5 protein-coding genes are annotated in these 2,059 nt (G+C 55.8%); 2 read left to right on the forward strand and 3 right to left on the reverse strand.

The genetic code is table 11. The features are described from left to right. Positions 1-84 (reverse strand): hypothetical protein (locus ACESMT_RS21080; protein WP_372828549.1); only part of this gene is annotated, 84 nt, incomplete at its 3' end. Positions 85-384: 300 nt separating this feature from the next. Here ACESMT_RS21080 and ACESMT_RS21085 point away from each other — a divergent pair. After that, positions 385-807: a hypothetical protein gene (locus ACESMT_RS21085; RefSeq protein WP_372828545.1), complete on the forward strand. Its 423-nt coding sequence runs from the start codon at positions 385-387 to the stop codon at positions 805-807. A 327-nt stretch (positions 808-1,134) separates the two neighbouring features. Here ACESMT_RS21085 and ACESMT_RS21090 read toward each other — a convergent pair whose 3' ends face one another. Beyond that, a complete protein-coding gene (locus ACESMT_RS21090) occupies positions 1,135-1,374 on the reverse strand; it encodes a hypothetical protein (protein WP_372828546.1) in 240 nt (79 codons plus the stop codon). 2 nt (positions 1,375-1,376) lie between these two features. Further along, complete coding sequence (locus tag ACESMT_RS21095; RefSeq protein ID WP_372828547.1) at positions 1,377-1,766, reverse strand: hypothetical protein; 390 nt, start codon at positions 1,764-1,766, stop codon at positions 1,377-1,379. Positions 1,767-1,810: 44 nt separating this feature from the next. Between ACESMT_RS21095 and ACESMT_RS21100 the strand changes: the two genes are divergently transcribed. Further along, positions 1,811-2,059: hypothetical protein (locus ACESMT_RS21100; RefSeq protein WP_372828548.1), on the forward strand; the 249-nt coding region annotated here is incomplete at its 3' end.

The following is a 2,059-nucleotide window of genomic DNA, read 5'->3' on the forward strand; positions in this document are numbered from 1 at the left end:
AGGGATCCAGGCCGACACCGAGGCGTCCGGACAGGCTTTTCTCTCTGACGCTGCCGGCGCGGCCAGGCAACCGTTGCGGCCGATGAACTCGGTGCGGTCGCCGGTGAGGGAGCGCGATGCCGGTGGCTGCTACCAGATCGTCCAGGACACTAGTCGGCGTGTTGCCCGGCAGCATTCGCGCGTACTAAGATGCCGCTGGGACGATCGTTCGAATTCCAGGATTGTGATCGGCTTGCCATCACGCCTTTAGAGAAGCGCAACCATGAAAGAACAGGTATCGGCAGATTGTGTCGTAAGCATCTTGGTGGCAGTTGCAATATAGGGAATTCTAGCCCGGTCGTCTCCGAGCACTCAGCATCAGTTTTCATACTCCGGAGATAATTCATGATTAACACCACGCAACCTTCCACCCGCCGCAGGCTGAATCGTACCCTGGTGACACTGGCCTGTCTGATCCTAACGGGCGCTGTATTTTGGCAATTGCTGCCCAAGGGTTCGTTCTCCAACGACCTGGCGCGCGTGGGCCAGGGCCAAGCTACGCTGGTCATGCTGCGAGAAATACATGTGATGGGCGGTGACATGGTGCTGGCGCAGATGCTGCAGATTCACCCGGAATTTGCACATGTGATGGAGTTTCTAGTGGTCCACACCGGGCATCCGGATGGCCAAGCGTTCGCACGCGATCATAGCCTCAGCGATGGGTCGCTGGTTTTGTTTGATGCATTCGGCGAAGTGCTTGGACGCAGCGGTCGTACCGAGTCACCCGAAGCATTGCGAGAGTTTATCGCCGGCCATCTGAAGAGTTGATCGCGATCGGGGCACGCTGAGGCTGGCCGCCGCATTTTAACGAAGAAAACATACCTAAGCCCCATGACTATATTCGCGACGAGGGGTAGTACAGAACAAAAATGCCCAGCTGGTTCCAGGTCTGTTGCAATCTCGACTTGGGGAACTTCGCAGCCAGTCGCGGCAGGCTACGCATCAAACGGGGCCAAACCGCCCCACAACCCTACCTCATGCCCCACGCCGTCTTCCAACGGCGCAATACAGCGCGCTGTCGTATTCCCAAGCGCCCATTTGGATGATGATTTATTTCCAAAGGATGATGACCCACAGACAAAGAATGACAATCCACTACCAAAGAATTTTCTCTCCTGCCCAGTCCAGATAACTTGCCTCTCCATCCACCGGCATATCCTCCATCAGCTCCAGCAATTGCGTGGCGGTAAAATCGGCGGTGAACATTTTTTCCGGCGGCACATTGCGCTGGAAGGGTCGCGGCAGCTCGGTATCGACCGTGCAAGGATGGTAGGCCAGCAACTTTACATTGCGGGCGCTGCGGGCGTATTCAACCGCAGCGGTTTTGATGATCATATTCAAGCAGCTTTGGAGACGCGGTAGCTGTACCAGCCGCCAGCGCGGTTGTCGCTGATGCTGCCCGCCCTGGCGCTGAAAATTGCGCATCGACAGGGGCGGCTGCCTTTCAATACCGGCATCAAAGCCGCGAACCAGAGTGCAGGCACAATCGTATTGACGCGCAGCACTTCAGCCATGTTCTCGACATTAATATCTTGTATGCCTGCGTGCACGATGCCGTAGTCCGGCCATGCGATCGACGGCTCACGCGAAAAGCGCCCACTGCGCACGTGATAACTCGCCACCAGGCGATCCTTTGGTACTTCGGCAACATCTAGCCATGTCGCATGAAGGCCGAGTGGCTCAATGATGCGTTGGGTACAGATGCGCTTGCCTTGATCGCTCTGCATGTTATTATCCGGCAGTATAATTTTGCGCACAATAATCAACAACCTTGTCGAGCTTCGCCATGAACTCTATATGCATAAAAACGTTGATGACAGGGGGCCTGCTGTTACTCGCCGCCATGGTTTCGGGACAAGTTTCTGCACAGAATTCTACGCAGGATGCAGAGAACTTTTTCAGGACGACTCATGTTGCCGGCAACGTTCATATGCTGGAAGCGCCAGATGCTGATGGCAATATCGGCGTGTTCTCCGGGCCTGACGGTGTGTTGCTGATTGATGATCGCTACGACCGGGAC

The sequence above is a fragment of the Polaromonas sp. genome (assembly GCF_041689105.1).
GTDB lineage: Bacteria > Pseudomonadota > Gammaproteobacteria > Burkholderiales > Burkholderiaceae_C > Polaromonas.

Coding starts and splice junctions, on each gene's coding strand:
- ACESMT_RS21095 (WP_372828547.1), bottom strand. CDS start 1,766: ATGCAGAGCGATCAAGGCAAGCGCATCTGTACCCAACGCATCATTGAG.
- ACESMT_RS21085 (WP_372828545.1), top strand. CDS start 385: ATGATTAACACCACGCAACCTTCCACCCGCCGCAGGCTGAATCGTACC.
- ACESMT_RS21090 (WP_372828546.1), bottom strand. CDS start 1,374: ATGATCATCAAAACCGCTGCGGTTGAATACGCCCGCAGCGCCCGCAAT.